Source organism: Micromonospora musae (assembly GCF_003626635.1).
In the GTDB taxonomy this organism is placed as follows: Bacteria; Actinomycetota; Actinomycetes; order Mycobacteriales; family Micromonosporaceae; genus Micromonospora; species Micromonospora musae.
The window spans coordinates 66,948-89,404 of sequence record NZ_RAZT01000004.1 but is presented as its reverse complement, the minus strand read 5'-3'; the positions used below and the strand labels follow the sequence as shown (position 1 = coordinate 89,404).

Below are 22,457 nucleotides of genomic sequence, written 5' to 3'. Positions count from 1 at the left end.
GCAAAGTTCTGGTTGGCGCACCGATCCGTGGCCGGCATGATCAGCGCTCATGGGCGCAGCCGATACGTACGTGACCATCACGGAGCCGACATTCGTGGCCCGGTTCCTTCTCGGTCCCGACACGACCGAGGAGTCCGCAGCCAACGTAGACACCTTCGTCGACCTTCCTGACGGCTCCAGTTGGGCGCTGACGATCCTCACCCTCGACGAGGTCCGCCGCCTGCTCGCGAGATGGAAGGAGACCGGCGAAGTCGCGGACGGCAGCTACTTCTGGGCCGCTGACCAGCTGATCGTGCCGGAACCGGGCCTGCCCGCCATGACTACAGCTATCCGAGAACTCGTTCGCAGCGGGGACATAGTCAGCGCCGGCGTCCGATCCGAAGATCCGGCCTGAAGCCGCCCGGGCGTACCCACGAGAAGTGGTGGCTCTGACTAGCGTCGTCATCGTGGGCGATCATCACGGTAGCGCTTGGACCTTGCACCGGCGCGACGACGGCCGGGTACTTGCCGATCTCGTCGTGACCGGCGGCGACTTTCCGTGGTTGAACGCTCGGGTCGACCAGAGGGAAGGGCTCGCGGAGGTGCGGCCGCTCTTCGCCGAGGAGCTGCGCCTGCTTGATGCTGGTGATGTGGACGTCGAGTCCTGGGAGCGCGCGTACGAGGAAATCCGGAGCGCCGTGACGCTTCGGTCTCCGGAGGGGCACGAGGTTCCTGAATTCCTGCTTCACATCGACGGCAACGAGGCGTGGTGGCGGTGGAGCGACGAACCGTTCGACGGGGAGCACACCTAGCCAATATCCGCTCGGCACGACCGGCCTGGCGTTAGCAGTACCCATCCGGTCCGGACCATCGCCGACCGTTGCCGGCGACCGGTAGTCGCAGCCGGACGCGGTACGGATGCATGCTTCGCCTTACGACGAAAGGCCTGTCGGCCAGGACGCATCCGGCTTGTAGGGTCGCGACGTGTCGACGAGTGCTGGTCCCGGTCCCGACCTTCAGCCGGAGCAGCGGCGGTGGGAGTGGAAGCATCCCGTCGGTCCGCGCTGGCTGCTCCTCGGCGAGGTCGGCTCCGACTGGTCCTACGAGTTCGACACCCCGTTGGCGCTGTGCCGGGAGGTCGAAGGGCTCTTCGTCGACTTGCCGCCCCGGCCGCGGGAACGGTTCACGCTCGTCGGCTGCACCGCGGCTGGCACACTCGCCGAGCTGCTCGACCGGCTGCCCGCTGAGGCGCTCGGCACCGAACACGCCTGGCTCGGCAACGTCTCGATAACGGCACCTCCCCCATCGCCAGGCATCCCACCACCGTGGCGGGGTGAGTACCTCTCCGACGTCGTCGTCACCGCCCAACGACCGAACATGACGGTGCCGGAGACCGTGGATATCGACCTCGACGGGTTCGTCTACGTCTACGACCGCACAGAGGCAGTGATGCCTCCCGGCGACGTCACCGAATTCGTCCTCCTTGGCTCGGACGAGCGGTCGTACGGGTCCTGCCGAGACGTCACAGGCGTGTTCCGCGAGCAAGCCGCACCGCCGGTGCCGCAGGTCCGGCTGCTCGGCTGCCAACCGGAACCACTGCTACTCGCCGCGCTGGAGACGGTCGGGCAGTCGACCAAGGCGAGCCTCCGCCGACGCCGGATCCGTGCCGACGTTCGCATGGTCACCGCCGACGGTTCGACCAGCCAGGTGATCGGCGCCGGGGTGTCCGGAACGATCCAGGCCAGCGAACCATCGCGGTTCGGTGCCGGGCTCCTCGACATGACCATCGACAGCGACCCGCAGGAGCCACTACCAGCAGGGGCGCTCCGCGTTCTTGAGCACTGGTACGCCGGTCCGCCCACGGAGAAGAACGTCTGGGCCGGCTACGACCGCGACCTGCGCCACCACTGGGCCGGAGCAGCGCTCGCCCACCGAGCCAGTACGCCGGACCGGCCCGCAGGCACCACGTACAACCTCGACGGCCGATTCGTCACTGACATCGAAGGGTTCTACTGCGCCATCGGCGAGGCGATCAACGGGCCGGGCGGATACTTCGGCTGGAACCTCAATGCTCTCCACGACTGCCTCACTGGAGGGTTCGGCGCACGGACACCATTCCGGCTGGTGTGGCACGACTCGGCCACCGCGCGCGCCCACCTCGTCACCGGCTACGACCGGCACCTGCTGAGCGCATCGACCACCATGGACTACCTACTAGACATGCTCGCGGAGCACCAGGTCAACGTCGACCTGCGCTAGAAGAGCAAGACAACTCGCCACGCCCGAAGAACGGTCGGCCCTGCGCGTCTATTCGCAAGCACGCTGCGCTTGCTTCCGCACTCCGGACGACAACACATCAGAGGCCGCCATCTCGGCAAGGAGTCTCAGAACGACATCCTGATCGAAGCCGTCTCGGCGAGACATTTCAATAGCCCATGGAGCGGCCAGCTGCATCCAGTACGAACGACCGGACTTCCATGCCGACTCGACCGTCAACTCAAAAAGCTCCTCCGGAGAGGACACTCCTCCCTGCCCGAGATCCGCCCACGCTCGGGAGAGTTCAGCCAAGACCGCAGGAAGATCGCGTTCCAGGTACGGCCACATGGGAACAAACCCCGAGCCTGTGAGAGTGGCGCGGCCCTCCGACTCCACACCAACGCCGAGACGGCCGTCAGGCATGATCCCAATCCACGCCCCGTCCCCTCGATACACCACCGGCTTCCACTCGCTCATCTCAACCCCATCACCCGAAGCCAAAGTCAACGCCCTGAACCCTCTAACTCTCCGCTACCACCGGCGCGCGAGTCCGTCCGCCTGTGGCCGTAGTTGCCCTGTGGCGACCCGTCGCCCGTCGCCCAGCCCCGCCCCGGCCAGCCCCGGCCAGCCCCGGCCAGCCCCGGCCAGCCCCGGCCAGCCCCGGCAGAACTTACCCGCTCCGAACTCGAACTCGGAGCGAAGATCGGCAACACCCGGCAATGATCGGAGCCAGGCAGAGATCACGAGCGTGGTCAGCCAGCGCTGCTGAATTCCTCACAGCCACTCGATGCGCCACTCAGAGCCTCGGAACATGTTCGCCAAAGCAGAAGCTCGCCCCCTGGCGCTGGACGACAACGGCGAAGATCGTGCTCGCCCATCCGTTCGCCACCCGGAACATCGGATTCTCCGTCATGGGTGCGACGCGTCTTTGGTGGGGCCGGACGATCAACTGAATGAGCCGCGGATCAAGTTGCCAGTTCGGGATAGTCCGTATACCCGTTCGCGCCACCGACGTAGAAGTGCTGCATCCGAGGGCGATTCAGCTCGAGCCCGTGTCGCCATCGCCGAACCAGGTCAGGATTTGCGAGCCCGGCGCGGCCGACTGCGACAGCGTCAGCGAAACCTCCGCTCACCAGGCGGTCGGCCTCTTGGTAAGTCGTTTCTGTTCGAGGGCCGGTGTTAACAACGAAGGGACCGCCAAACAGTTCACGCAGTTCCTGCGCGAACGGAGACGTGACTTCCGGTAAGTAGCTCAGATAGGCCATGTTCAGTGGGGCGATACCCGAGACCACCGCGTGATAGGTGTCGTTCGTGGCGTCATCGTTGTACTCGTTGATCCCATGCGAATGGTGCCGAGGTGATATTCGCAGGGCGGTGCGCTCAGCACCGATCGCGCTCGAAACTGCTGAGACGACCTCCACTGCAAGACGGGCTCGATTGACCGGAGAATCGCCGTATCTATCGGATCGGTTGTTGGTGCTGGGCGCGAAGAACTGATGGAGCAGGTACCCGTTGGCTCCCTGAACCTCCACTCCATCGAAGCCTGCGAAAACTGCACGCTCAGCGGCTTCAGCAAACAATGCGGCTATGCCTCGCAGTTCGTCTTCAGACAAGGATCGAGCGGCTTGCATAGCCACTTTGCCGCCCTGTGTGCGGGCCAGCCCTTTTGCTGATGTCGCGCTTGGCCCGACCGGCCGCGAACCGCCGGTGACCGCTGAATGTGTAGCCATGCCTGCGTGCATGATCTGCATGAAGATGCTGCCTCCACGGTCATGCACCGCATCCGTCACCCGACGCCACCCCTGGGCGTGCCTTTTCGTCGCGATACCTGGCTGATTCAAGTACGCGCGTCCTTCCAGGGAGGGAAAGACACCCTCGGTGACAATCAGCCCGAAGCTCGCACGTTGGGCGTAGTACGTCGCCATGTCCAGGCTCGGCGAACCGTCCGCGTGGGCGCGAAGACGCGTCATCGGGGCGAGCACGATCCGGTTCTCAAGATGAACCGATCCGAACGTCGCCGGGGAGAACATGTCCAACATCATTTCCTTTTTCCAGGGACGCTCGTATGGCCCGAGCCGCCCGCCAGGGGCCAATCGTCTCAGCACCGCACCGTGCCTACAAAACACTCACTCATGTTCGTAATGCGAGGTGGGGCGAAGGCGTCGCCGGCAATGAGCGCTGCGCCTACGTCCGCGTCATCGTCGTTCCAGTGCGCGCAGGGGCCGGGCACCTGCCTGACGGCTGCGCGTACACCGGTGTGAGCGCCTGTCATGAGACCTCCTCGCGCACATGGATGTGCCTTTTGTAAGTGTTTCGAATCTGACTCATCATGGGGTCACGCACAAATCGCAAGAAAGGAAGCATGATGCAGATCGAGATGTGGTCGGACATCATCTGCCCCATCTGCGGCATGACCCAGCAGCGCCTGCGCAACGCCGTGGCCGACTTCGAGCACGGCGACGAGGTAGAGATCATCCACCGTTCGTTCCAGGTGCACCCCGGCATCCCGCCTGAGGGCATCACCCAGACGCAGCTGAGCCTGAACGCGGGGATGACCATCGCGCAGATGAACAACGTGCTGCGACCGGTGGAGATCGCCGCCGACGAGGAGGGCTTCGGCGGGTACCACGCCATCGACCGCACCCTCGGCCCGACGGACCTCACCCACGAGCTCCTCGCGTACGCCACCGATCAGGGCAAGCACCACGAGGCGTGGACTGAGATGTTCAACGCACATTTCGGATACAACCGACAGCTGTGGACGATGGAGCAGCTGATCGAGTTCGCCGGTGAGATCGGCCTCGATCAGGACGAGACTCGCGAGGTGCTCGTCTCCCGCAGGTACAAGACGCGTGTCGAGGAGGAGCAGTACCGTGCCCAGCGGATGGGCGCGCACGGCACCCCTTTCATCGTGATCGATCAGAAGTACGGCATCGGAGGCGGCGTGGACCGCGCCACCTTCACCCGCGCCCTGCGTCGGGCCTGGGACGAAAGCCACCCCACTCCCGCGTTGCGCATGCCTTTTGGAGAAGGAGAGCAGTGCGGACCGGACGGAGCCTGCGCCGTCTGAGTGACAGATGTACCAAGAGAGATCGTCTTGCTCCGAGCCGGTACTAGCTCGGAGCAAGACGATTAGCTTTGCGGTAGCTCCCATCCCTTTGACTGCGAGTGGACTTCCTGACCGTGTGTCGCAGGTTCAAATCCTGCCGGGGCAACAGGTCCAAGCCTTAATCACGTGGTCAGTTGTCCTGCTCGGGAGGAAAGTCGTCGGCGAAGGCAGCGTCGACGGCTGACGCCGCCATGCAGTCGTGTTCGTGGGCCCAGGTGCCTGCAACGTGCAGCACGGGATCGGGTCCGTCGTCGGTGACGAAGGTGAAGTCGACGCGTTCAGGCAGGGTGCGCAGCCCGCACTGTCCCTCGATCGGCTTGAGTCGTTCCCACTGGCAGTCCGCGGCGGCCAGGGCGTCGGCCACCTGAGCGAAGGTCAGTCGCGCGGGTACGGCGACGACCTCGCCAGACTGTGCCGGGCTCGGCAGCTCAACCGTCCCTCGCCAGGTCTGGACTGTCACTGAGGTGATGATCCGGCAGCGGCATACGACGAGCTCGACGTCGCCGTAGGAGTACAGGTGCGGCCATCTGTGGCGTTTGTCGATCCGCCCGATGTCCCATGGCATGTCGTAGGCGGCGACGACCTCCTGTAAACGGGTGCCGGGATGAAGAAGGCCGACCCGGCCGGTTGAGCCGAACGCCGCCAGGACGTCGAGCACCTCCATGTCCTCAGCCCTCCCTGCGGTAGCCGTCTCCCGGCTCAGGAAGCCACCCGACCAACCGATATGGATCATGTCAAGCATCTGGTGGGACGCGAGTGTCAGGCATGTCCCGTGACACGACAACTTGCGTGCTGGTGAGACTGCCGAATTGCCCTCCAGAGGATCAAGGCGGCCCGCAAAGCAGGCCGCGCCGGCCCGGCGCCGGGCTGCTGGCGACCTCCGGGCGGCATCGGCCGGGCCGGCCGCCCACGTTGACGGACAACAGGAGCTTGAAGGCCTCGGGCGCTGCCCCGAACCCCGACCCTCCTCATAGATGCCGCCGCAGATCACCTCGCCGGCACCACGAGGGCTACCAGCCTCCCCGGACGGGAGATCCGCTCTTCATCGCTCACCCCGTAGCCACTGCGCGACAGGGTCAGCGCTGACTGGCACACTCCGCTCGTGAGTTACGACTTGGCGGTGTGGGAAGGTGACAGGCCCGCTGACAACGCCGTGGCGCTGGCGACTTTAAAGGCGCTCCGCGAGCGGTACACCGGCGAGGGACGAACGCCGGCGACCCCGCGTATCCAAGCCTACGTCGAGGCCCTTCTCGAGAGATGGATCGACCTTACTGAGGATGAGCGGAGTCCGTGGTCGACCGGGCCACTGATCAGGGAGGCATCGGGACCCATCGTTTATTTCCCGATGGTGTACAGCCGCTGTGAAGAGGTGTCGGCCGGTGCTGCACGAATTGCGGCCGAGCACGGCCTTGTCTGCTTCGACCCGCAGCTAGGTCTGCTTCGGCCCGCTCCTGAGGAGCTGCAGGCCGGGCCATCCACGGGCCAGTAAACGGGCTGCGCTGCGGTCATGAGCGGGCACGAGCGGCGTTCAGCTCCGCCGCCGGCCGCAGGCGTTCGGGCATCACGGCCGGTTGAGCACGCTCTTCCAAACTGACTGTCCGAGCGCGGCCGGCTCCGAAGGACCGCATCCAGGCCAGCAGGTCCGCATAACCGTCTCAAGTCGCGGGGAACTCGGCGTCGCCCGGGAGACCGCCACTGCTGCCGATGACCGACGCGTGATGGGGGTCGCGGTGGGTGTCGACACCACCGATGACCGATCGTTTCGCTCCCATGCTGGTGAGGTCCGCCTTTCTCGGTCGCGTCGAGAACACGTGGACACGTCACCGGTCAGGCGATGCGACAACACAGTGGTGGGCGGCTCTCGCGCAGGCTCCGCCCTTCCCGCCACGTCAACCGGACCTTACGGCTCAGCCGGCGTGCGCTTCCCTGCGCCGCGCTGCTCTGGTCCCACCGCTTGGCGTTGAACCAGTAGCGTTATACGGCTCCTTGGTGGGATCCGCCGCGTCCGGCTTGTCAACGCCGGTGAACTGGGCGTCGTCGTTCTTGCCGTACACGGTGTAGCCGTAGGTGGAATCGGTGTCTCCGGTCTCGTCGGTCAGTTGCTCGACGTCGGTGTGCGGGCTGTAGCCACAGTAGGCGTCTTCCTCAGTGCCGTCGTCCTTGTGCGTGACCTGCGACAGCCGCTGACTCCACGGCGCGCGGGAACCGGAAGCCCAAGCCGTCACGGTCGTACTTCGACAGGCAGTACTCGTCGTAGAGCCGGATCACGGCCCGCGCGATGCCCTTCTTCACGCCCTTCGGGGCCATGCCGTACGGGGTGGTCCAGTACGCGACCAGCTCGCCCGGCTCGTCGGCGCGCTGAAGCACCGCGTCGACAACCGTGGCGACGAGCTGGTCCGGGTCCGGCGTACTGCGGCGGGCGGCCGCGAACTCGGCTGCGGCGACCAGCGGCGCCGTACGCAGATTCCCATCGGCGCGCAGCCAGCGAAGGACATCGGTCAGCCAACCCGGGCCGCTCACGGCCAGGCCGCGGACGAGGGCGCAGAACCGCTCGACGCGGGCGCCTGCGCGCTCGTAGAAGGTGTCCTTGCTGACGTCGCGCAGGGAGACGCCGAGCAGGAACAGCTCGGAGCGCTCGTCGCGGACGTGTCCCGGGAGGCCGTGGGCGTTGGCGGCCAGCGCGGTCGTGGTGACCAGCAAGGTGACGGCCGGGCGGATGCGGGTCGCGTTGAACTTCGACATTGGGCTCAACCCCTGGTGTTCGGGGGAGCATCTTCGACAGGTGTACCGGGCCGGTAGTCAAGGCGACGGCGCCGTCAACCGCAGGTTGATAGCCTACCGGCTCCCCTATCGGGATGGCGTTCCGCTCGCTATCCGCAGTGGATGGCTATGGAGGCCGCCCGGGGAATCGAACCCCGCTGCGCGGTTTTGCAGACCGCTCCCTGACCACTCGGGCACACGACCAAGTTTAAGCGCCCACGGAGGAAATCGAACCCGACAACCCAGCTCCGGAAGCAGGTGCTCTATCCGCTGAGCTACGCGGGCGTGCGTGGGAGCGGAGAGATTCGAACTCCCTAAGCGCGGACGCACCGGGGTTACAGCCCGGCCCACCTCACCATCGGTGGCGCGCTCCCTTGGGGTGACTGGCGGGTACTGACCCCGCATATCCGGGACCACAACCCGGCGCTCTACCATTGAGCTACAGTCACAACTTTGGCCATTAGGCCAGTGCCCGCGGAAAGATTTGAACTCCCGACCCTCGCTTTGTAAGAGCGACGCTCTCCCCCTGAGCTACACGGGCTCGGCTCCGGCGACTGGACTCGAACCAGTACCTTACGGATTAACAGTCCGCTGCCCTACCGATTGGGCGACGCCGGAATGGTCGCGCGTGCGGGACTCGAACCCGCTTCACCAGCTTGAAAGGCTAGGGGCCTACCCATAACCGAACGCGCGTCTGCGTGCCCCGAGCTGGTGTCGAACCAACGGCCTTCCGCTTGTCGAGCGGACGCTCTCCCGCTGAGCTACCGGGGCGGGAGCGGGACCGGGAGTCGAACCCGGGGCCTCTGGGTTATGAGCCCAGCGCGCTTCCATAACTGCGCCATCCCGCAAGTGGGCCGCCAGAGAATCGAACTCTGGACACCTCCGATTAAAAGTCGGCGGCTCTACCACTGAGCTAGCGGCCCGAAACGTCCCCCGGGCAGAACTCGAACCTGCGACGACCCGGTTTAGGAAACCAGCGCTCTATCCTCTGAGCTACCGGGGGAATTGGTACGCCGTACTGGGATCGAACCAGTGACATTCCGATTAAGAGTCGGAAGCTCTGCCAACTGAGCTAACGGCGCATGGCGGCGAGGGAGGGAGTCGAACCCCCAAGGCCTTTCAACCCAGACCGTTTTCGAGACGGCGCCCGGCACCTATCGGGTGGCCTCACCATGAGTCGGGCTGGCCGGATTTGAACCGACGACTTCTCGCTCCCGAAGCGAGCGCGCTCCCAACTGCGCCACATCCCGATGCGTGCCCCCGGCGCGATTCGACCGCGCGACCCTCAGATTCGTTATCTGGTGCTCTATCCGCTGAGCCACGGGGGCGTGGTGTCGTCGGAGGGAGTTGAACCCACGATCTCCCGGTTATCAGCCGGGTGCCTTAACCAGCTTGGCCACGACGACATGGCGGAAGGTGAGGGACTCGAACCCCCGGCTGACAACCGGGTGTTCTGGCCTCTGAGCTACGCCAGCATGGTCCCGGCCAGCGGCCGGGAAGTGGAGACGAGGGGAGTCGAACCCCTGACCTCTGCATTGCGAAAGCAGCGCGCTACCACCTGCGCCACGTCCCCATGGCTTGGCCGGCCGGAGTCGAACCGGTTCTCCCCGGGTGCCCCGGGGCGGCGGCTCCACTCCGCCTTCAACCTTGCGTGCGCTCGGGGGGAGTCGAACCCCCACGCCTTTCGGCACACGGGTCTGAGCCGTGCGGGTCTACCTGAGTTCCACCACGAGCGCGTGGTGCCGACGGCGGGAGTCGAGCCCGCGGCCTCTCCGTTATGAGCGGAGCGCTCTGACCACCTGAGCTACGTCGGCATGGGGCCAGCGGGGCGACTCGAACGCCCTACCTCCGGGATACGAAGCCGGTGTACCGTCCGTCGTGCTGCGCTGGCATGGTTCCCGGTGCCTCTCTCGCCGGCCGGGACGGTGCCGCCCTTCCACCGACGGATCACCGGCAGGGGCGCGACATCCCTGCCTACTTCCTGGCCTCCCGGCCCGCGAGGGGCCCGCCGGGGTGTGTGGAGCCGGCGGCCGGACTCGAACCGGCGCGTTCGCGCTTACAAGGCGCGTGCTCTGCCATCTGAGCTACGCCGGCGTGGTGCCCTCGGGGCGATTCGAACGCGCCACCTCTCGGCCGCCTCACGACCGTGCCTCTACCGTTGGGCTACGAGGGCATGTTCGCGGCAGGGTCACCTTCCGGTTCGCCGGCGCCGATGGGTACACCCTGTGCCGACCCGCTTGCGCACCCTGGCGTGGCTCCCGGGCCAGGATTCGAGCCCAGCTCTTCGCATCCAGAGTGCGACGTCTTACCCGACTAGACGACCCGGGAAGGGTGGCCGGCGGTCCGCGGTCCCGCCGGCCGTGATCAGCGCTGCATCATGCTCGACCAGGTGGGAACCGTGGGCTGCCGGAGCAGCTGCATACCCGCCTCGGCGGGGATGAGGTTGGCCTTGCGCTGGTTGCACGCGTAGCAGGCGCCAATCGTGTTCTGCCAGGTGTTCGGCCCACCACGGGAGCGGGGAAGGATGTGGTCGACCGTGGTCGCCAGCGCGGGGCAGTAACCGCACCGCTGCCCGTCGCGGCGCAGGACGCCGCTCTTACTCCAGGCGGGCCCGTTCGTGAAGCGCCACCGGGTAACGACGTACCGGACGAGCCGGAGAACCTTCGGCATCGGGAAGATGCCGAGGTGCCGGCCGGGCTCGGCTTCGTGGATCTCGGCGACCTGACGCATGAGCATCCGGATCGCGTGTTTGATCGGGACCCGGTGCAACGGTCCCAGGTCGGCGTTGAGGACGAGAACGGCGTCCACCGGGCCCTCCTTCCTGTCGTGGCCGATGATCGTGAGAGTGGACGACGGGGACCGAACCCGCGACCTGCACCTTGGCAAGGTGCCGCGCTACCAACTGCGCTACGTCCGCATGGAGCCGTCGGCCGGGATCGAACCGGCGACCTGCGCCCTACCATGGCGCTGCTCTACCAACTGAGCTACGACGGCGTGAGTGCCCCGAGCGGGATTCGAACCCGCACTGTGCGCGTTTTGAAGGCGCTGCCTCCTGCCGTGTTGGGCTACCGGGGCAAGGGTCCGCAAGTTGCGGAGCCGGTTCGCTGATGATCGACTCAGGTCCGGGGCGGAGTTCCGTGCCTGTGACTCGCCCCAACGTGCTTAATGCCGACGATCGGGGAGGGACCGTGGCGCTCCGCACCATCGTGGAGATCACGGACGACCTGACCGGAGATTCTGGTGCCCGGGAGGTGCGGTTCAGCCTCGACGGCGTCGAGTACCAAGTCGACCTGGCGGACAAGAGCGCGACGGCTCTGCAGCGAAAGCTGGAGCCGTTCATGGCTGCCGGCCGGCGGATCCGGACCGCGGTGGGGCGTACCGTCAGTGAGCCGGTTGAGTCGGCCTCCGCGAAGCGGGAACGTCGCTGGCTGATCCGCGAGTGGTGGGCAGCCAACGAAAAGGTGGTTGGCCAGCCGGTGACCGACCGAGGGCGTATCCCGGCGGCCGTTGAAGACGCGTACAACAACCGGCAGCGGGCCCCTGCTGGCACGACCAAAGAAATGCCGAACGAGCGGTACCAGCGGCGACGTTCTCCGCTGGCGCGTGAGCTCCGGGAGCAGGAATCGAACCTGCGTCTGTACCGGGATCCAAAGTCCCGTCGCCCCTGCCAGCAGAGCACCCCGGAACGGTTGAGCGGCCGGCGGGCACCGACCCCGCTTCTTCGGTTTGGAAGACCGACGTGTCCGCCGAGTTGACCACGACCGCATGGCATTCGTGCGTAGGCCGTACGGGGTTCGAACCCGCAACCTCCGCGCTGAGAACGCGGCGAGCTTCCAATTGCTCCAACGACCCATGGAGCCGGCGGGAATCGTGGTCGCGCGCCCACGAACCCGCCAACGTGCCCTCCCCCCGACTTGAACGGAGTCCTCGGGGACTTCACTCCCGTGCGCTACCAGTTACGCCAGGAGGGCGTCGGTACGTGGAGAAGAGGGGACTCGAACCCCTGGCCTTCGGCGTGCCACGCCGACGCTCTACCAGCTGAGCTACATCCCCATGGTCCGGGACCGGGGTGTCGAACCCCGTGTCTCCTGCTCCCAAAGCAGGCGGGTTGCCGTCTCCCTCGTCCCGGAGGGTGTTGCCCCCGGCCGGCCCGTGCTGGCGCCGGCCGGGGTCTTGCTTATGCCATCCACTGTGGAGTTGAGAATCGACAACGTCCCCGGCCAAAGCCGGGACGAGAAGCAGGGGCGACAGGATTCGAACCTGCAACCTTCGGTTTTGGAGACCGGTGCTCTACCAGTTGAGCTACGCCCCTATGAAGTTGTTCGGTAACGAAGAAGCCGCCCTATCCCTGTCGGGGTGGGCGGCTTTCGCAGCTTGCGCTGACGCTATTCGTGCCGCCGCCCCGGCTCCCAGTTCTGCTCGCGTGCGCAGAGGTCGTGGGCTCGCCCGATCGAGGGCAGCACGACACCGCCGCGCGGCATGAACCGCGTGGTTTCGGTGGAGGCGTATTGCAACACCGGGAACTCCTCGGGTTGGTCCGGATGACCTTGCCATTTCAAGGTAAGGGCGGCGTCCGCGATTGGCAATGGATATTCCGAAGCCACATTCGCGTACCTTGTGGCGACGGCCGGTCAGTCGTTGAGGTGGACGTCCGACGAGGACGAGGCGTACGCGACGGGCAACCAGGTGAGCTCTGCCACCGGGCTTCCTCGTGGTGCCCTGGTCATGCCGGTCACCTCGCACGAGCTCTACGGCGACGACCTGACCCTCGGGGTAGGCGAGGGTCAGGTCTTGTATCGCGTGGTCCCGCGCGATTCGACCTGGAGAACCGCGTACAACACTCAATACGCCGGCTTGGGGCGGGTTTAGTCGTGCGGTCGCGAGGCGGGCGTTGGAGCTGGAAGGGTTCGACGAGGACTTGATGGCCGAGCGAGCGTGAGCGACGTCCTGGCTGGCCGGCACGGTCTTGGCCCGATCACGCCGGCGCGCCGCAGCAGCCGGGGGCAGTGACGTCGTCGAGGAAGCCGCCGTCTGGGCGGCATCCCCAGGGGCACGCCGGAGCGACCCTCACCGTCGAAGCCGCCGACACCACCTTCCGCGTCCACAACCGCGACTAACTCGTCACCGAGGTCGCCCGCGCCACCACCAAGCCGATCGCCCGGCTCAAAGTCCGCAGCACCGGGGTGAAGCTTGACGCCTGGCGGTGCCATTCCTAGCTTTGTCGCTCATGAACTGGAGCAACGAAGCCGGCAGATCAGACCATGGATAGCACCAGGTTGACGAAGGCACTCGGCTACACCGTCGGCGACCTGCTCATGATCTCAGCCGAGGCGGTCGACGCGCGGATCGTCAGGACCACGCCCCAGCGCCTGCTCATCGACTGGCCATGGTGGGAAGCCGACCCCGAGTCAACCAACTCATGGGACGGCACCGTGGGCTTTCCTCGTGACCCTGACGCGTACGGCTGGCTCAACACACCCTGGCGCCTGGAGCCTGACGCCTCAGAACTCCAGGCCGGTGACCCTTGCTTCGTCGGCATCCCACCGACGGAGGTGCGGGTTACCTCCATCGAGAGGTTCGACCCTCCCGCCGACTTCGGATTCCTACCCCGGCCGGACTACGCGCTTGAGGTCGTTCCTGTCGACGCGATCGAGGATCAAGAAGCGGGTTACGTCCTCTACCTCAACAGTCAAGAGCCGATCCACATCGAGGTTCTTGCGAACCCCGACTAGCCAGGGCACACGCAAGCGCTACCCTTCAACCCAAGATCGTCTAGCCGGACGTGTCACACACGTCCCGAGACTGATCTGTCACGGAGGTCCTGAGACCCAACACGGCCGGCAGTCGCCTTGTCTCGTCACGGGACAAGCTTGACACTCGCGTCCCACCAAATGCTTGACATGATCTACTTCGCGTTCGGTATCAGCGGTCCTGACTACGGCAGCCAGTCCGCCTTGTCTCGGCGGCGCGTCAGGCCGACCGCCTCAAACTCGTCGCGGTAGCCAGCCCGATCAACGCCGAGCTCTCTCAGGACCTGCGAGATCGGACTTCCGGCCTCCGCGAACGGCTGGCCCTCCTCGACCGACAGAGGCCCAACCGTCAGTTCTCCGTTCACCCATAGCGCTGCCCGCTGTCTACCGACGCCGCCGAAGAACTCCGCCTCGACGTAGCTGACCGGGCCGGTGGACGACCAGTCCGCCAGCACGCGATCGAACCCGCCAGGAAGCTTCCAGAATCCCAGCGACCGGTCGGACGTCGTGGTGGTGACCGCATCGAAAAGCCCGTCCGTGATCGGCACGATCGCCAGGGGCTGCGGTAGGCCGACAACCACGGCGGTTGGCTGAGCCTGCACCGCCACTCGTAAGAGACTCGAGGAGGCGATGACCGCCTCAAGCGTGTAGCCCATGCCTGCTCCTCTGGTTGGTTGCCGTGGCCGCAAGCCCAGGACCCAAAATCTAGACGTCAAGCACGTCCTGGGACGGATTCGTCAACCATGTGGTGGGACTAGACAGGCCGGCAACCGGCTGTCGGGTCTCGGGATCTGTGGCAGCTCGGTATCAAGACCTGCGCTACACCTTCCGGCCGATGCGCCTGCTGCGAGCGGGGATGGCCCGCTGCGCCCGGCGGTCGCTTCGATCAAGCCGGGGCACACCTGCGGGTTCGGGCCTGAGACACTTCGTCCGTGGCCGTAACGCAGCAACTGGCACGACTCTCTGCGGACCAGCTTGCCGCGTGCCGCAGGTCGGCTGAGGAGTTGGACAACCTCTGCTCGTTTGAGCTGATCCCTTCGTCCGACCACCTGGACCTCGACTGGTCCCCGGCTCCCATCCTGCGGGCCTGCGAAATCAGCCACGTCACCCGTGCAAGCCTCACTACCTTGCGACGGGCGTTTACGGGCGATGCGGAGATCAATCCGGCTTACCGCGAGGAGCACCCAGTAACGGCGCTCGAACCTGACGCCGTCGCTGACGTCGCGAAGTTGCTCGGCAACATGGATCCGGGAGTGGCACTGGCCGCAGTGCCTCTCGAGGCTGCGGCCGCATTGGCGACCCTCAGAATGCCCAGGTTCGACGGACACCCGCGGGCATACCTGCACCACCACCTCGCCGCGGTGCGTGACTTCTACCTGTACGCCGCTCGGCAACGGCTCGCGATTGCTCTTTGGTGGGACTGATCATTACAAGATCGTCTAGCCGGACGTGTCACCCACATCCCGACCGGGTTGTCACGGAGGTCCTGAGACCCGACACGGCAGGCAGCCGGCCAATCCGCTTCCGTCGGCGGACTCACGGCCTGTCAAGGGCCACCTTGAACACGATCGGTCTTCGACGAGGTGAGCTGGTCGGGCTCCGTCGGTCGAACGTCGACCTTGACGCGATGCGTCAGGCGCTCGACAGCTCGACGGACGGCTGTCATGAACCGCATTGCTGTCGACCCGCTCACTCGCGGCGACGCCCGCCGGGATTCGCCTGGTGGAATCGGAGCCCCCGGCCGGGATCGAACCGGCGACCTCTCGCTTACAAGTTCTAGACGCGTCGTCCAGCGGCGTCCGTTCGCATCCATGACCTCGAAGGACCTTCCGGCTGCGGGTGGCGCTGGCTGCGGGCGTCCAGGTTCGTTGCTGTCGACGGCTACGCACCGAGTACAAACCAGGCGACAACAACGCCGACGGTCAACACCAAGCCACCACCCCAGCCTGCGATCAGCCCTACCTTCAACCGTTGGCCCCCGTATGCGGACGCGATGACCACGCCAGCCAACAGGACTGTCTGCGTGCCGAGGTACGTACACAGCACTGCATAAGCGACGCCGAAGCGACCGCCGGCCTCCAAGTCGACATCGCTGCCCCGACCGCCTCCGGCTGATCGTGCAGCGCCCACGACAGCGACGAGAGCCAGCAGATGCCCCAGGACAGCCAGACCAATGCCAGCCAGGACCAGTCGCCGGCCGCGGCTGGACTCGCGCGGCTCTAAAGCACCGAACGGCTCTGACACGCGCACCTCAATCAAACCAGCGAGAAGCTGTAAGTCGCTGTCGGAGCGTACTGTCAGCTTCGGAATCAGGTTGATTCGCACCGTGAGTAGCTGTGTTGCCTGGAAGATGGCGTGGGCATCTTCGTCGCGGAGTAGACCCTGCATACCGCAGCGGGCGGGGCTTGGTTTCCGTTGCTCCGCAGGACCGCCAGTTTGGGAGGGCACCGCGGCCGGTCGTGATGCCCGGAACGCCTGCTGCTAGCGGCCAATCTGATTACGCCTCGTGCCCGCTCTCGCCCGCTGGGCCGTGTGGCTACCGACTCGTGGATGGTCCGCCAACCTCATCGCGACCGAGAGTTGCCATGCGGACTATCCTGACCGCAGTGACGACCATCGAGCAGCTTGAGCGGAACGTTTGGCCGGACCCCGGCTCGGACGCCTCGGCTCTCGTGACACTCTGTACGCAGCTGCGACGCAAGCCGTTGGCTGAGTTCACGGTCGAAGACCTGCGCATCATGCTGGGTCAAGAGATTGGCGTGCCGGCTTTGTTGCCCCTCGCAGTTCAGGTCCTGCTCCGAGATCCCTTGGCCGAGGGCGACTACTACCCGGGCGACCTGCTCTCCAACGTGCTGCGGCTACCCGACTCGGCATGGTCGAGCCTACGAGCGGAACGGAAGCGACTGGCGTCGTCTCTGGCTGAGCTCGTTGCCGGCCATCCCTTCTCCGATCCTGACCTCAGGCCTCGCGACCCGGACCGACTGCTTCGGGACGCCATCCTGCGGTTTCTGGCTCGATGAGAGGGAATCTCCCCGCCGGGCAGTCGTAGACCGTGCAGCCTCCCCGACCTACGCATTACGAGATCAACTGCCCGCCCTGCCGATCTGGACACATGGTGGCCGAGCAGCGGAAATGCCTTCCGTCATCTCTCACCGCTCCCCCACCCTCCGTGACCTCTTACGGACTGAAGGCGGACCCGTCCGCGCCTAGCAGGCAGACTTCTGGACAAAGGTTTCGCGTTCACCAGTGCCCGGGTCGTCGGCCCACTGCCACAAGCTCACCTCACCCCGCCATCTGCGCTGAGTGTTCAATTCAAGTTGTGCTCTTGCATCCTTCATCCGCAGAACTACCTGACCATCAGGTGCGAGGTCGTCCGGACCAAGTTGGCCGCTACCGGAAATCGTGTCCGTAGACCCGTCCGCGTTGGGCCCGAACAGGGCCTCAGACACCGTGAAGGCGTGATCTGGCGTGATCTGGATGACCCCACCCTGGCGGGACTGGAAGACCCCGCACAGAGTGTCGATGCGGACCGGCCACAGTGCCCGCCAGGCAAGGGCACCTGGCAACAGCGCTGCCAGAAGGCCAGCGGCCACAAGCACGGTCTTTCCCTTATTCATGTACTCGCCTTGTGTCGATGTCCGCCGTCGGCTTCCCCCACTGCTCTCCCCAATGGCACGCTAGCGGCACACAATTTGCTTCGACCGGCTACCCAGCGGGGAGTCGGGCACCCGGGAGATGGGGTGGCTCCCAGACTGTCAGCTTGGGACGCGCGTTGATCCGCACCCTCGGTAACTGTCTGACCGAAAAACGCTACGCAACGTCGACTTGCATAGATCTGCCACGTCGGCCCATGCCCCTGTTAACCACTGCATCGGGCACCGTTCGGGCACAGGCTTGCCAGCCGCCTAGTGTCCGGGGGTGGAACTTGGGCCTCTTGCCGCCGCCGCTCTGCTCATTTGCGTCGGGCTTGGCTGCGTCGTCCTCGTAGGGCTCGTGGGACTGCTGGCCGTGTGGTGGGGCGGCAAGCAGTAACGTGAACGCTTCGGGCTGATTGACCTCTTCGTCCCGAAAGGATGGTCAATCGTCGATGAGCTGGGCGAGTAGCCGGGGTGAGCCGCCTGAACAGTCTCCCATCGTCCGTGGACGTCCGTGGGCGTCCGGTGTCGGCCGCCCCGGCCGTCACCCAGTTGGTCACCCAGCCCGAGAATCAGACGTTGAAGCGGAACTGAGCGCCGCCTTGGCCTGACCTGCATCAAGCTGCTCTGCATCCTGGTCACGGCCTGTCCGTGGCTCACACCATTGGTCGCTGGTTGCCGACGTTTCACGCTGTCTTGCGCCCCATGTGTGCCCCGAGCCCGAGACACTGCTGTCACCGGCTACACTCGCTGGCCCCCAATTGCCGGGGTGGCCAACTAAGATCCAGTAACCACACCGGGAGGGGTCAGATGGAGACCTGGCGTGTCGTGGCCGCTGTCATCATCGGCCCGGCTGTGAGCCTCGTAGGCGTCGCCCTGGCCTCCAACTTTCGCGGGGTAACGGAGTGGCACGTGCGGCGATCGTCGTCCGCGGCAAGCGTGCTACAGCGAGTCCCGCCGTGGCGCTGGCTCCCCGACGTTCCACACGGGGAGCGTCTAGCGCGCTTCATCCTGCTAGGACGGGTGATGGGCGTAGCTTTCGCAGTCGCCGGCGCCATGATCTTAGTTACTGTCTGCTACAGCGCCTTGACCGGTCAGCCGATGCAGACGGCCAAGTAGGCACCTTCATCTCCGCCGTCGGCCCGCCGCGGGCGCAGGCAGCCGCCCGGCCCGCCACGTCAAGCGGGCCTTGACGGCACGTACGGCGCTGCCTGAACAGCCCGAGTCGGCTCTCGTGTCGCGGACCGCACCCACGGCGGACACCGCCACAGTGGCGCAGTTGACCCAACCTCGCCCGGCCACGGACCCGGCTCCCGGGGTCGGAGCTGGACATGATGCCTATCTTCTTCATGGATGACGACAGCCGTCCTGGCGCTGCTCCGCCCCGGCCGGCGTTCGTGAGGTGCCATGTCGTCGGTCAACAGGAGGACCAGGTCCTTGTCGTTAGCACTGCTCTCGACCACGTGGAAGCCGAGGACGGAACCACTCGGTTCCGGGTCCGCCCGAACCAGCTAGAGCCGGCGAGCTGGTCCTGACCCAACTGAACTGTCAGCTTGGGAATCGGGTTGGTTTGCAGTCTCAGAGGATGTGCTGGCTGGTCGCCAAACCATCGGCCACGCCTCGGAGCCGTGCACGGACCACCTTTGGCTGGTGTTGACCGCTGTGTCGGGCACGCAACGGGCACGGCTCACGGCGGCACCGTACGGGTGGGCGGTCGACGGGATTCGAACGCGCAACCTCCGTCGTCACACCGGTGCTCGACTCATTGACCGACGGGCACCCACCGGTCACGCTACACCCTCGTGCATGACGTAGTGGCTAGCCTTCGTGCGCGACGAGATCCGCGGTAGTCCACCCCTGATCCCCGGGCGAGCGCCCCTCCTAGACCTGAGGTACAACAAGGCGATGACACCGAGCCAGGAGCTGAACCCGCCGGCCCTGAGCGAGCTGTGGGACAGTGTTTGGCCCGAGTGTCCGCCGTTCGCCCACTGGCTTCGCGGCCGATACCCGGATCGTTGGGTGAGGTTCCACAGCCTGCCAGGATCGAAGCGGTACGCAGACAACGAGACCGAGTACGCGATAGTGCTCGACCGACATCACGCGGTGCTGTCAGAGCTCGATCCAGGTGCCGTCCTTCTTGTTGTAACCAGCGAATGGACAGAGGGCCCGGCAACCACCCCCCAGATCTGGCCGAGGCGTTCAGAAATCGCGCCGTCGGCATGGCACTGGCAGACCCTGCTAGAAGACCCCGAGGAAGAGCCCGAGCACCGCACCTATACACAGCTCTATGCAGAGACGATTCCCTGGCGACGGGGCGCGATTGACGTCCTGTTGAGGGCCGTCGCCGACGACGAGTTGGCGAACGTGATCCTCGCGCCGACCGATCTCCGATGGCTGTATCACCCCTACGACGGTGGAGCCGATGTCGTTCTGCCCACTCGCGAGCAACGGGACGCGCTGAAGGCACAGCACCCGGAATGGCTTTCCCAGCAATCGTCCGGGCTCTAGATGCCGCCGAGCCATCGCCCTTGACCCCAGGCAACCATGACGGCGTGGTCACCTCCGGCTCCATCTACCCGGAGCTGTGGAAACAATCCATGAACGTCCCCGGGCGTCCGGCGCCGTCCACATCTGTTGTCACTCGGTTTGTCACCCTGCCTGGGCCGGTACCTTGAGGCCGTGCCCCACGACCCGTACTCTCTCGCCGGCCTTCTTGTCGTCGAGATCGGCGTTAGGCAAGCCTGGCCCTTCATCACGTTCAGTAGTGACGAGGAGATCGGCAGGCCAACGGAGCTGCGTCTGTCCATAGATACGACCTGTGAGGTTCGCCCACCACCGTCGCACACTCTCGACCTGGCATCCCGACGATCCCGCCGGGCCGCTGCATGCGCTGCTTGAGCTGCTGAACCTGACGGTCGCCGTAGTGACAGTGGGACCAGATGGGGGCTTGGTCCTCGACTTCGACGGTGGCTCCACACTCTGCGTCTCCGGTGTCGCCGAAGCATGGACAACACACGATGTCTGGTGGCTTGGCGATCCACACGCCGATACCGCACACTGATTTCTTCGTCCCGGAGGAATGATCAGGCGTGACTGAGCTGGGCGCGTAGTTGGGCTGACCTGCGGAACGTTCCATCATCGTCCATGGGCAACCGGCGTCGGCCGCTCCGGTCGTCACCCACCTGGTCACTCAGTCCGCGGGCGGGCTTCCGGCCTCCTAGTCTCTGTAGGTTCTAATGGCTTCGTCTAAGCCCTCTGCCCCCTCCCTTCTTTACTACCTGCGGTTCCCTCTGTGGCTCTTCATGTTGCCCGTCCTGCTGTTCGCGGGTCTTCCTGCCCTGATGTTGGCCGGTCAGCGCGACTTCGGCGCAGCATTCCTGGTGTTGATGAGCAACGTCTACGCGGCCATCCTCGGCCGCCTGCTCCTCGCTAGGAACCTTCTCAGGAAGGGATAGGTGAAGCCCGAGGACTTGGCCTAGATGGCCTTCACCAGTTCGCTCCTCGCCTGCGCTCGCTAGCCATTCCGCATGCCGCCGACCCTTCCTCCGAGGAGCGCTGCCCGGCCCGCGACGTCAAGTGGACCTTGACGCACGTACGAACGCTGCCGGAACAGACTTAGGCCGTGTTTCAGAAGGGCGCTACGGTCGAGTGGTGGTTGTTGAGCAGCAGCGTTACCGCTATGTAGGGCCTGCGGACATCGCTGTGGTCGCGCTGCAGGGTGATGAGGGGCGGTTGATCCGGTCGGCGGAGGAGTTCGCCGACTGGGTGGCCTCGGTGGATGCGCGAGAGTTGGCAGAGCCGTTCACGTACGTGGTTGACACCGCTGGTGTCTTGCGGTTGGCGGCCCGACGCAGCGAACACGTGGCATGCGCTGGTGGCGGTACGGTGCTCGCAGCCGGAGAGATCGCTCTGGTGCGGCGGCCGGACGGGTGGTCGGTCAGCGAGGTCAGCAACCAGTCCACCGGCTACTGTCCCGAACCGCGTTGTTGGCCAGCGGTGGCGGCGGCTCTGAAACAGGTGGGGCTTGAAAACCCGGGCGGGTTTACCTGCGAGTTCGTGTTCCGTCGCTGCCCTGACTGCAAGGAACTGAGCGTGGTCAAGGACGGCGACTTCATCTGTTACGTCTGTGGCAGCGATCTGCCGCAGGCGTGGAACGTCGACCAGACGTGAACGTGATGCGGGATCACAGCCACTGGTGCGTCTCGGAGTACGAGCGGCTCTCCCCCGCCGCCCGCACGCCATAGCGATCGTGGCTCCGTAGGGCAGCTATGACGGCCGATATTCTCGCGGCCCGGCCGGGCTCACCCCCTCGGGCCCGCCGGCACCTCCGTTCGGGGGTCGAACGGCCGAAACGTGGTGGCGCTACCCAGCGTCGTCCAGCATCCTGGTCGCCGTGCTCGTCGTGCAACGTGTCCGGGTCCGCTGGGGTGCCCACGCCCGCGGGGCGACGCACGCGGTGCGACGTCGGTCGGTCGCGGAGGCGTATGAACTTCCGCCGCTGCCGGCGGGCGAGACGCTCGTCGTGCACGATGTTCTGGCTGACGAGGCTGACGGCTACCGGCCTGCGTCGTCCGTCGGTTCGGGTGTTCAGGCGGTGCGGGCGGTCGGGCTACGTGTCGACCTCACCGCAGACGGCGTGGTGATTAAGCGTCTCCCCGCCGGGGCTGCGTACCCGGCTTGGCGCACGTCGTACCGGATGTTCACGCTCCGACCTGGTCAGTACGGCCGATTCCGGGCCAATTTCCGGTTCACCGGTTGCGCCTGCTCCGCCCGCTGGTACTACGAGGCCTGGACGGTGCACGTCGCATCCGCGTCACCTCGACCGGACCTGTTCCTCAGCGCCGTCGCTGACCGTGACGTCGATCAGCGTGTGCATCTGTACGGCGGTCCGGCCCGCCGAACGGCAAGACAACGGCCAGCTTGATGCGGTCACAGCTGATCAGTTGGCGGGCCCGTGCAGGTTCTCGC

Annotated in this window: 19 protein-coding genes, 31 tRNA genes and 1 pseudogene; 12 read left to right on the top strand and 39 right to left on the bottom strand. The window is 65.7% G+C overall.

What is annotated here, in order from left to right; all coding sequences use genetic code 11:
* Positions 1-49 precede the first annotated feature (49 nt).
* The 3 genes from D7044_RS09235 to D7044_RS09225 all read left to right on the top strand — a co-directional run bounded on the left by D7044_RS09235 (position 50) and on the right by D7044_RS09225 (position 2,238).
* Positions 50-394, top strand: coding sequence for a hypothetical protein (locus tag D7044_RS09235; RefSeq protein WP_120688546.1), 345 nt, complete (start codon positions 50-52; stop codon positions 392-394).
* Positions 395-446: 52 nt separating this feature from the next.
* Positions 447-791, top strand: coding sequence for a hypothetical protein (locus D7044_RS09230; RefSeq protein ID WP_120688748.1), 345 nt, complete (start codon positions 447-449; stop codon positions 789-791).
* Positions 792-963: 172 nt separating this feature from the next.
* Positions 964-2,238 carry a barstar family protein gene (locus D7044_RS09225; RefSeq protein WP_233564910.1) on the top strand — a complete coding sequence of 425 codons (1,275 nt, stop codon included), beginning with the start codon at positions 964-966 and terminating at the stop codon, positions 2,236-2,238.
* A 962-nt stretch (positions 2,239-3,200) separates the two neighbouring features.
* Here D7044_RS09225 and D7044_RS09215 read toward each other — a convergent pair.
* Positions 3,201-4,265 carry an alkene reductase gene (locus D7044_RS09215; protein WP_233563015.1) on the bottom strand — a complete coding sequence of 355 codons (1,065 nt, stop codon included), beginning with the start codon at positions 4,263-4,265 and terminating at the stop codon, positions 3,201-3,203.
* A gap of 335 nt (positions 4,266-4,600) precedes the next feature.
* Here D7044_RS09215 and D7044_RS09210 point away from each other — a divergent pair, with 335 nt between their 5' ends.
* The gene (locus D7044_RS09210) at positions 4,601-5,305 is read left to right on the top strand and encodes a DsbA family oxidoreductase (protein WP_158609286.1); all 705 of its coding nucleotides are present in this window, start codon (positions 4,601-4,603) and stop codon (positions 5,303-5,305) included.
* A gap of 169 nt (positions 5,306-5,474) precedes the next feature.
* On the opposite strand, the gene D7044_RS09205 is transcribed toward D7044_RS09210, so the two are convergent.
* Positions 5,475-6,086: a hypothetical protein gene (locus D7044_RS09205; protein WP_120674204.1), complete on the bottom strand. Its 612-nt coding sequence runs from the start codon at positions 6,084-6,086 to the stop codon at positions 5,475-5,477.
* Positions 6,087-6,446: 360 nt separating this feature from the next.
* Here D7044_RS09205 and D7044_RS09200 point away from each other — a divergent pair, with 360 nt between their 5' ends.
* The gene (locus D7044_RS09200; protein WP_120674202.1) at positions 6,447-6,833 is read left to right on the top strand and encodes a hypothetical protein; all 387 of its coding nucleotides are present in this window, start codon (positions 6,447-6,449) and stop codon (positions 6,831-6,833) included.
* A 656-nt stretch (positions 6,834-7,489) separates the two neighbouring features.
* On the opposite strand, the gene D7044_RS09190 is transcribed toward D7044_RS09200, so the two are convergent.
* The 27 genes from D7044_RS09190 to D7044_RS09070 form a co-directional block, all read right to left on the bottom strand.
* The gene (locus tag D7044_RS09190) at positions 7,490-8,086 is read right to left on the bottom strand and encodes a hypothetical protein (RefSeq protein ID WP_120688545.1); all 597 of its coding nucleotides are present in this window, start codon (positions 8,084-8,086) and stop codon (positions 7,490-7,492) included.
* 148 nt (positions 8,087-8,234) lie between these two features.
* Positions 8,235-8,308 (bottom strand) — tRNA-Cys (locus D7044_RS09185).
* A gap of 86 nt (positions 8,309-8,394) precedes the next feature.
* Positions 8,395-8,478: transfer RNA gene (locus D7044_RS32320), tRNA-Tyr, on the bottom strand.
* A gap of 1 nt (position 8,479) precedes the next feature.
* Positions 8,480-8,553 (bottom strand) — tRNA-His (locus D7044_RS09180).
* Between the two features lie 20 nt (positions 8,554-8,573).
* Positions 8,574-8,645: transfer RNA gene (locus D7044_RS09175), tRNA-Val, on the bottom strand.
* Between the two features lie 4 nt (positions 8,646-8,649).
* Positions 8,650-8,722: transfer RNA gene (locus tag D7044_RS09170), tRNA-Asn, on the bottom strand.
* 1 nt (position 8,723) lies between these two features.
* Positions 8,724-8,797, bottom strand: a tRNA-Glu gene (locus D7044_RS09165).
* Positions 8,798-8,803: 6 nt separating this feature from the next.
* A tRNA-Val gene (locus tag D7044_RS09160) sits at positions 8,804-8,875 on the bottom strand.
* A 2-nt stretch (positions 8,876-8,877) separates the two neighbouring features.
* Positions 8,878-8,952: transfer RNA gene (locus D7044_RS09155), tRNA-Met, on the bottom strand.
* Positions 8,953-8,954: 2 nt separating this feature from the next.
* Positions 8,955-9,027, bottom strand: a tRNA-Lys gene (locus D7044_RS09150).
* A gap of 6 nt (positions 9,028-9,033) precedes the next feature.
* Positions 9,034-9,107 (bottom strand) — tRNA-Arg (locus D7044_RS09145).
* Between the two features lie 3 nt (positions 9,108-9,110).
* Positions 9,111-9,186, bottom strand: a tRNA-Lys gene (locus tag D7044_RS09140).
* Between the two features lies 1 nt (position 9,187).
* Positions 9,188-9,276, bottom strand: a tRNA-Ser gene (locus D7044_RS32315).
* A gap of 5 nt (positions 9,277-9,281) precedes the next feature.
* A tRNA-Pro gene (locus tag D7044_RS09135) sits at positions 9,282-9,354 on the bottom strand.
* Between the two features lie 5 nt (positions 9,355-9,359).
* Positions 9,360-9,432 (bottom strand) — tRNA-Arg (locus D7044_RS09130).
* 1 nt (position 9,433) lies between these two features.
* A tRNA-Ile gene (locus tag D7044_RS09125) sits at positions 9,434-9,510 on the bottom strand.
* A 94-nt stretch (positions 9,511-9,604) separates the two neighbouring features.
* Positions 9,605-9,677, bottom strand: a tRNA-Ala gene (locus D7044_RS09120).
* Between the two features lie 79 nt (positions 9,678-9,756).
* A tRNA-Leu gene (locus D7044_RS09115) sits at positions 9,757-9,840 on the bottom strand.
* A gap of 1 nt (position 9,841) precedes the next feature.
* Positions 9,842-9,918: transfer RNA gene (locus tag D7044_RS09110), tRNA-Met, on the bottom strand.
* 1 nt (position 9,919) lies between these two features.
* A tRNA-Thr gene (locus tag D7044_RS09105) sits at positions 9,920-9,995 on the bottom strand.
* Positions 9,996-10,122: 127 nt separating this feature from the next.
* Positions 10,123-10,198, bottom strand: a tRNA-Thr gene (locus D7044_RS09100).
* 1 nt (position 10,199) lies between these two features.
* Positions 10,200-10,277 (bottom strand) — tRNA-Leu (locus tag D7044_RS09095).
* A 79-nt stretch (positions 10,278-10,356) separates the two neighbouring features.
* Positions 10,357-10,432: transfer RNA gene (locus D7044_RS09090), tRNA-Gln, on the bottom strand.
* A gap of 36 nt (positions 10,433-10,468) precedes the next feature.
* A complete protein-coding gene (locus D7044_RS09085) occupies positions 10,469-10,912 on the bottom strand; it encodes an HNH endonuclease (RefSeq protein WP_120688544.1) in 444 nt (147 codons plus the stop codon).
* 36 nt (positions 10,913-10,948) lie between these two features.
* Positions 10,949-11,021, bottom strand: a tRNA-Gly gene (locus tag D7044_RS09080).
* 1 nt (position 11,022) lies between these two features.
* A tRNA-Thr gene (locus tag D7044_RS09075) sits at positions 11,023-11,098 on the bottom strand.
* A 5-nt stretch (positions 11,099-11,103) separates the two neighbouring features.
* A tRNA-Leu gene (locus D7044_RS09070) sits at positions 11,104-11,179 on the bottom strand.
* A gap of 32 nt (positions 11,180-11,211) precedes the next feature.
* Between D7044_RS09070 and D7044_RS33520 the strand changes: the two are divergent.
* Positions 11,212-11,616: pseudogene (locus tag D7044_RS33520) on the top strand (histone-like nucleoid-structuring protein Lsr2); the annotation flags it as partial.
* Positions 11,617-11,712: 96 nt separating this feature from the next.
* On the opposite strand, the gene D7044_RS09060 reads toward D7044_RS33520, so the two are convergent.
* The 7 genes from D7044_RS09060 to D7044_RS33260 form a co-directional block, all read right to left on the bottom strand.
* Positions 11,713-11,789: transfer RNA gene (locus D7044_RS09060), tRNA-Gln, on the bottom strand.
* A gap of 7 nt (positions 11,790-11,796) precedes the next feature.
* Positions 11,797-11,869 (bottom strand) — tRNA-Gly (locus tag D7044_RS32310).
* Positions 11,870-11,883: 14 nt separating this feature from the next.
* Positions 11,884-11,956, bottom strand: a tRNA-Glu gene (locus D7044_RS09055).
* A 128-nt stretch (positions 11,957-12,084) separates the two neighbouring features.
* Positions 12,085-12,157, bottom strand: a tRNA-Ala gene (locus tag D7044_RS09050).
* 1 nt (position 12,158) lies between these two features.
* Positions 12,159-12,233, bottom strand: a tRNA-Pro gene (locus D7044_RS32305).
* A gap of 110 nt (positions 12,234-12,343) precedes the next feature.
* Positions 12,344-12,416, bottom strand: a tRNA-Trp gene (locus tag D7044_RS09045).
* A gap of 73 nt (positions 12,417-12,489) precedes the next feature.
* The gene (locus tag D7044_RS33260; RefSeq protein WP_267901593.1) at positions 12,490-12,621 is read right to left on the bottom strand and encodes a hypothetical protein; all 132 of its coding nucleotides are present in this window, start codon (positions 12,619-12,621) and stop codon (positions 12,490-12,492) included.
* Between the two features lie 759 nt (positions 12,622-13,380).
* Between D7044_RS33260 and D7044_RS09035 the strand changes: the two genes are divergently transcribed.
* Positions 13,381-13,836 (top strand): hypothetical protein, encoded by a 456-nt coding sequence (locus tag D7044_RS09035; RefSeq protein ID WP_147434614.1) that lies wholly within the window; start codon positions 13,381-13,383, stop codon positions 13,834-13,836.
* 203 nt (positions 13,837-14,039) lie between these two features.
* Here D7044_RS09035 and D7044_RS09030 read toward each other — a convergent pair whose 3' ends face one another.
* On the bottom strand, positions 14,040-14,510 hold the full coding sequence (locus tag D7044_RS09030; RefSeq protein WP_120688541.1) for a hypothetical protein: 471 nt from the start codon (positions 14,508-14,510) through the stop codon (positions 14,040-14,042).
* A gap of 276 nt (positions 14,511-14,786) precedes the next feature.
* Here D7044_RS09030 and D7044_RS09025 point away from each other — a divergent pair, with 276 nt between their 5' ends.
* The gene (locus tag D7044_RS09025) at positions 14,787-15,278 is read left to right on the top strand and encodes a DUF1877 domain-containing protein (protein WP_120674180.1); all 492 of its coding nucleotides are present in this window, start codon (positions 14,787-14,789) and stop codon (positions 15,276-15,278) included.
* Between the two features lie 457 nt (positions 15,279-15,735).
* On the opposite strand, the gene D7044_RS09020 is transcribed toward D7044_RS09025, so the two are convergent.
* Positions 15,736-16,179, bottom strand: a complete 444-nt coding sequence (locus D7044_RS09020; RefSeq protein WP_147434613.1) for a hypothetical protein — start codon at positions 16,177-16,179, stop codon at positions 15,736-15,738.
* A gap of 281 nt (positions 16,180-16,460) precedes the next feature.
* Here D7044_RS09020 and D7044_RS32300 point away from each other — a divergent pair, with 281 nt between their 5' ends.
* Positions 16,461-16,874, top strand: a complete 414-nt coding sequence (locus D7044_RS32300; protein WP_233562944.1) for a contact-dependent growth inhibition system immunity protein — start codon at positions 16,461-16,463, stop codon at positions 16,872-16,874.
* 186 nt (positions 16,875-17,060) lie between these two features.
* On the opposite strand, the gene D7044_RS32110 is transcribed toward D7044_RS32300, so the two are convergent.
* Positions 17,061-17,471 (bottom strand): hypothetical protein, encoded by a 411-nt coding sequence (locus D7044_RS32110; RefSeq protein WP_147434612.1) that lies wholly within the window; start codon positions 17,469-17,471, stop codon positions 17,061-17,063.
* 1,845 nt (positions 17,472-19,316) lie between these two features.
* On the opposite strand from D7044_RS32110, the gene D7044_RS09000 reads away from it, so the two are divergent.
* The 3 genes from D7044_RS09000 to D7044_RS08985 all read left to right on the top strand — a co-directional run bounded on the left by D7044_RS09000 (position 19,317) and on the right by D7044_RS08985 (position 22,413).
* Complete coding sequence (locus D7044_RS09000; protein ID WP_233564909.1) at positions 19,317-19,997, top strand: DUF3885 domain-containing protein; 681 nt, start codon at positions 19,317-19,319, stop codon at positions 19,995-19,997.
* 1,143 nt (positions 19,998-21,140) lie between these two features.
* Entirely contained in the window at positions 21,141-21,659 is a 519-nt protein-coding gene (locus D7044_RS08990) for a hypothetical protein (RefSeq protein WP_199716547.1), read from the top strand.
* Between the two features lie 223 nt (positions 21,660-21,882).
* The gene (locus D7044_RS08985; RefSeq protein WP_233562942.1) at positions 21,883-22,413 is read left to right on the top strand and encodes a hypothetical protein; all 531 of its coding nucleotides are present in this window, start codon (positions 21,883-21,885) and stop codon (positions 22,411-22,413) included.
* Positions 22,414-22,457: the final 44 nt, after the last annotated feature.

Excerpts from the sequence above, each read along its gene's own strand:
- D7044_RS09235 (WP_120688546.1), top strand. The coding sequence starts at position 50 with ATGGGCGCAGCCGATACGTACGTGACCATCACGGAGCCGACATTCGTG.
- D7044_RS09215 (WP_233563015.1), bottom strand. The coding sequence starts at position 4,265 with ATGTTCTCCCCGGCGACGTTCGGATCGGTTCATCTTGAGAACCGGATC.
- D7044_RS09210 (WP_158609286.1), top strand. The coding sequence starts at position 4,601 with ATGCAGATCGAGATGTGGTCGGACATCATCTGCCCCATCTGCGGCATG.
- D7044_RS09205 (WP_120674204.1), bottom strand. The coding sequence starts at position 6,086 with ATGCTTGACATGATCCATATCGGTTGGTCGGGTGGCTTCCTGAGCCGG.
- D7044_RS09190 (WP_120688545.1), bottom strand. The coding sequence starts at position 8,086 with ATGTCGAAGTTCAACGCGACCCGCATCCGCCCGGCCGTCACCTTGCTG.
- D7044_RS09030 (WP_120688541.1), bottom strand. The coding sequence starts at position 14,510 with ATGGGCTACACGCTTGAGGCGGTCATCGCCTCCTCGAGTCTCTTACGA.
- D7044_RS32110 (WP_147434612.1), bottom strand. The coding sequence starts at position 17,471 with ATGAATAAGGGAAAGACCGTGCTTGTGGCCGCTGGCCTTCTGGCAGCG.